Origin of the sequence: Corynebacterium sp. KPL2825, from assembly GCF_037908445.1 — a bacterium.
GTDB lineage: Bacteria > Actinomycetota > Actinomycetes > Mycobacteriales > Mycobacteriaceae > Corynebacterium > Corynebacterium kefirresidentii.
Genome location: NZ_JBBMGI010000021.1, coordinates 1 through 5707 on the forward strand (window position 1 = coordinate 1; position 5707 = coordinate 5707).

Here is a 5707-nt window from a genome sequence, read left to right on the forward strand (position 1 = left end):
TGTTGTTTGGTGTCGGCGGTGACTTACTCTCCCACAACCTCCCGGTTGCAGTACCATCAGCGTGTGCAGGCTTAGCTTCCGGGTTCGGAATGGGACCGGGCGTTTCCCTGCAGCTATTGACCACCGACAAACCTTCAGAACATCTACCCTCTCTTTTTAATGGGTGTTCGGGTGTTGTGTCAGATACTGCATAGTGGACGCGGTCACGACAGTGACAAATTTGTTGTTTCCTGTTTTTGTTGTTTTGCCAGCACACATAGTGTGTGTTGGTGTTTGTTGTGGTCAATTAGTACCAGTAGCCTTCACACCTTACAGTGCGTCCAGGTCTGGCCTATCTACCCTATCGTCTTTAGGGGACCTTAACGAAACCTCATCTTAAAACAGGCTTCCCGCTTAGATGCTTTCAGCGGTTATCCCTTCCGTACGTAGCCAACCAGCGATACCCCTGGCGGGATAACTGGCACACTAGAGGTACGTCCGTCCCGGTCCTCTCGTACTAGGGACAGCTTTCTTCAAGTTTCAACGCGCGCGGCGGATAGAGACCGAACTGTCTCACGACGTTCTGAACCCAGCTCGCGTGCCGCTTTAATGGGCGAACAGCCCAACCCTTGGGACCTACTCCAGCCCCAGGATGCGACGAGCCGACATCGAGGTGCCAAACCATCCCGTCGATATGGACTCTTGGGGAAGATCAGCCTGTTATCCCCGGGGTACCTTTTATCCGTTGAGCGACACCACATCCACAAGTAGGTGCCGGATCACTAGTCCCGACTTTCGTCCCTGCTCGACATGTCTGTCTCACAGTCAAGCTCCCTTGTGCACTTACACTCACCACCTGATTGCCAACCAGGCTGAGGGAACCTTTGGGCGCCTCCGTTACATTTTGGGAGGCAACCGCCCCAGTTAAACTACCCACCAGGCACTGTCCCCAACCCAGATCATGGGCCAAGGTTAGATGCTCAATCCGATCAGAGTGGTATTTCAACAACGACTCCACCACCACTAGCGTGATAGCTTCCAAGTCTCCCACCTATCCTACACAAACCGAACCAAACACCAATACCAAGCTATAGTGAAGGTCCCGGGGTCTTTTCGTCCTGCCGCGCGTAACGAGCATCTTTACTCGTAGTGCAATTTCACCGGGCCTGTGGTTGAGACAGCAGAGAAGTCGTTACGCCATTCGTGCAGGTCGGAACTTACCCGACAAGGAATTTCGCTACCTTAGGATGGTTATAGTTACCACCGCCGTTTACTGGGGCTTAAATTCTCAGCTTCGCCAACAAAGTTGACTAACCGGTCCTCTTAACCTTCCAGCACCGGGCAGGCGTCAGTCCATATACATCAACTTAACGTCTTCGCATGGACCTGTGTTTTTGATAAACAGTCGCTTCCCTCTATTCTCTGCGACCCCACAACGCTTAACACCGCAAGGATGCTCACATCGTAGGGCCCCCCTTCTCCCGAAGTTACGGGGGCATTTTGCCGAATTCCTTAACCACAGTTCACCCGAACGCCTTAGTATTTTCAACCTGACCACCTGTGTCGGTTTAGGGTACGGGCCATACACACACATCGCTAGAGGCTTTTCTCGACAGTACAGGATCACCACCATCAACCCCAATGGGTCTACGCATCACGCCTCAACCAAAATGTGCGGCGGATTTACCTACCACACGGTCTGCACGCTTACACCACCAATCCAATAAGTGGCGTGGCTACCTCACTGCGTCACCCCATCACTTGAACCACACATCAGGCCCCACGACATCAACACCACCAGACTTCAAAGAAGACCAGCAATGCATCCGCGGTGGTTAGTATCAGTGCTTTATCATGGGCGCGCATGTACGGGTACCAGAATATCAACTGGTTATCCATCGACTACGCCTGTCGGCCTCGCCTTAGGTCCCGACTCACCCTGGGAAGACGAACTTGACCCAGGAACCCTTAGTCATCCGGCGGATAGGATTCTCACCTATCAATTCGTTACTCATGCCTGCATTCTCACTCGCACACAGTCCACGCCTCCTTACGGTAACGCTTCAACCCATGCACGACGCTCCCCTACCCAACAAAAAAATTGTTGCCGCGGCTTCGGCGGTGTACTTGAGCCCCACTACATTGTCGGCGCAGAACCACTCGACCAGTGAGCTATTACGCACTCTTTCAAGGATGGCTGCTTCTAAGCCAACCTCCTGGCTGTCTTCGCGATCCCACATCCTTTTCCACTTAGTACACCCTTAGGGGCCTTAACCGGCGATCTGGGCTGTTTCCCTCTCGACTATGAAGCTTATCCCCCACAGTCTCACTGCCGTACAACACAATTAGTGGCATTCGGAGTTTGGCTGACATTGCTAAGATTGTAGTCCCGCTCAACCAACCAGTCGCTCTACCTCCACCAAGCTATAATACGACGCTGCACCTAAATGCATTTCGGGGAGAACCAGCTATCACGGAGTTTGATTGGCCTTTCACCCCTACCCACAGCTCATCCCCGCAGTTTTCAACCTACGTGGGTTCGCGCCTCCACAACCTCTTACAGCTGCTTCACACTGGCCATGGGTAGATCACCCCGCTTCGGGTCCAGGACATGCCACTTGACACCCCATTAGGATTCGGTTTCCCTACGGCTACCCCACACGGGTTAACCTCGCGACATGCCGCTGACTCGCAGGCTCATTCTTCAAAAGGCACGCCATCACACACACACGGTGCTCTGACGGATTGTAAGCACATGGTTTCAGGAACTATTTCACTCCCCTCCCGGGGTACTTTTCACCATTCCCTCACGGTACTCATACACTATCGGTCACACTGAGTATTTAGGCTTACCGGGTGGTCCCGGCAGATTCACAGCAGATTCCACGAGCCCGCTGCTACTCGGGCAACCCAACAACCCACACATCATCATCTTCAGCTACAGGACTCTCACCTACTCCGGCAGGCCATTCCAAACCACTTCACCTAACAACAATGCGAGGGCGCGGCAATGGTAGTCACCGCACATCAGGGCCCACAACACCGCACACACAACCCCTACCAGGTATCACATGCACACGGTTTAGCCTCATCCACGTTCGTTCGCCACTACTAGCAGAATCATTATTATTTTCTTCTCCTACGGGTACTGAGATGTTTCACTTCCCCGCGTAAACCCCCACAACAGCTATGAATTCACTGAAGGGTAACCCCACATAACCAGGGCCAGGTTTCCCCATTCGGACATCCTCGGATCAACGCTTAATTGACAACTCCCCGAGGCTTAACGCAGCCTTTCACGTCCTTCATCGGCTCAGCATGCCAAGGCATCCACCATGCGCCCTTAATAACGAACACACAAACCACCACACACAAAAAGCGCGGGCGGCCACACAAGTGAACTTGACAAAATAAACACAAAAAAGAAATCACACAAACACACACAACACACCACACAAAAGCGCAGCCTGCCATACGTGTTTAATGCTCGCGTCCACTATACAGTTCTCACACAACACCCCAACCACAAACCAGCACACACAAACCATGCACACCAGCAAAATGGTCAGGCACCAAAAAAGGGGATAATGCCCCAGACACCCAACAATGCACCAACATACAAACAAATACTTTTTTCAAACTGTGCACGACACTGTGTGTCACAAAGCGCCATTCAAACACTCGGTCTTTGTCTTAAAGGTGTATCTTCCACCCGGAAATTTTCAAACAAACAACGTTGGCAGCATGACACTCGCACACTCAACCAACACCCACCACAAAGTGGCAGGACAAGGCACAACTGTGCCCAAATAATAAAGCTCCTTAGAAAGGAGGTGATCCACCCGCACCTTCCGGTACGGGTACCTTGTTACGACTTCGTCCCAATCGCCGATCCCACCTTCGACGGCTCCCTAACAAGTTTGGGCCACCGGCTTCGGGTGTTACCAACTTTCATGACGTGACGGGCGGTGTGTACAAGGCCCGGGAACGTATTCACCGCAGCGTTGCTGATCTGCGATTACTAGCGACTCCGACTTCATGGGGTCGAGTTGCAGACCCCAATCCGAACTAAGGCCGGCTTTCAGCGATTCGCTCCACCTCACAGTGTCGCTGCGCGTTGTACCGACCATTGTAGCATGTGTGAAGCCCTGGACATAAGGGGCATGATGATTTGACGTCATCCCCACCTTCCTCCGAGTTGACCCCGGCAGTCTCTCATGAGTCCCCAACCAAATGCTGGCAACATAAGACAAGGGTTGCGCTCGTTGCGGGACTTAACCCAACATCTCACGACACGAGCTGACGACAACCATGCACCACCTGTACACCAGCCACAAAGGGAAAGACTATCTCTAGCCCGATCCGGTGTATGTCAAGCCCAGGTAAGGTTCTTCGCGTTGCATCGAATTAATCCACATGCTCCGCCGCTTGTGCGGGCCCCCGTCAATTCCTTTGAGTTTTAGCCTTGCGGCCGTACTCCCCAGGCGGGGCGCTTAATGCGTTAGCTACGGCACGAAAGTCGTGAAAAGACCCTCACACCTAGCGCCCACCGTTTACGGCATGGACTACCAGGGTATCTAATCCTGTTCGCTACCCATGCTTTCGCTCCTCAGCGTCAGTAACTGCCCAGTAACCTGCCTTCGCCATCGGTGTTCCTCCTGATATCTGCGCATTTCACCGCTACACCAGGAATTCCAGTTACCCCTACAGTACTCAAGTTATGCCCGTATCGCCTGCACGCCCGGAGTTAAGCCCCGGAATTTCACAGACGACGCGACAAACCACCTACGAGCCCTTTACGCCCAGTAATTCCGGACAACGCTCGCACCCTACGTATTACCGCGGCTGCTGGCACGTAGTTAGCCGGTGCTTCTTATCTAGGTACCGTCACAAAAAGCTTCGTCCCTAGCGAAAGGAGTTTACAACCCGAAGGCCGTCATCCCCCACGCGGCGTCGCTGCATCAGGCTTGCGCCCATTGTGCAATATTCCCCACTGCTGCCTCCCGTAGGAGTCTGGGCCGTATCTCAGTCCCAATGTGGCCGTCCACCCTCTCAGGCCGGCTACCCGTCGCCGCCTTGGTAGGCCATTACCCCACCAACAAGCTGATAGGCCGCGAGCTCATCCTACACCGAAAAAACTTTCCAACCATCACACTAAAAATGGCTCCTATCCGGTATTAGACCCAGTTTCCCAGGCTTATCCCGAAGTGCAGGGCAGATCACCCACGTGTTACTCACCCGTTCGCCACTCGAGTACCCTGCAAGCAGGGCCTTTCCGTTCGACTTGCATGTGTTAAGCACGCCGCCAGCGTTCGTCCTGAGCCAGGATCAAACTCTCCACAAAAAAATTTCAGAACAAATCCGAAACAGGCCGTGAAAAGCCCGAAACCCAACAAAAGAACAAACCACCACAAACCACACAAAATGCAGCTCATGCTGGCGTCCAAAAAATTACTACAAAGAAAAAATAAACAGTCCCCTCAACCCGACGGGGTCAAAAAGAGGAAACCAAAAAAGGTAAACACAATCACATGCCAACCAATCCATCTCAATGCAGCCGAAACACCAAACAGCATTCAAAAAGGTACGTGTTCCACATACCCAACCGGCACACACCAACCAACAAACCACTAAGCCTGCTGGCAGACAAACCAATCAACACACAACCATGCACACAAAAAATAAAAAGTACATTGGCACACTATTGAGTTCTCAAACATCACCACCA

General features: G+C 52.6%; 3 rRNA genes. All 3 read right to left on the minus strand.

Features of this window, described 5'->3' with window-relative positions:
• Positions 1–10 precede the first annotated feature (10 nt).
• A 5S ribosomal RNA gene (rrf, locus tag WMQ00_RS11905) occupies positions 11–128 on the minus strand.
• A gap of 139 nt (positions 129–267) precedes the next feature.
• Positions 268–3336, minus strand: a 23S ribosomal RNA gene (locus tag WMQ00_RS11910).
• 469 nt (positions 3337–3805) lie between these two features.
• Positions 3806–5323, minus strand: a 16S ribosomal RNA gene (locus WMQ00_RS11915).
• The 16S, 23S and 5S rRNA genes sit together here, the layout of an rRNA operon.
• Positions 5324–5707 lie beyond the last annotated feature (384 nt).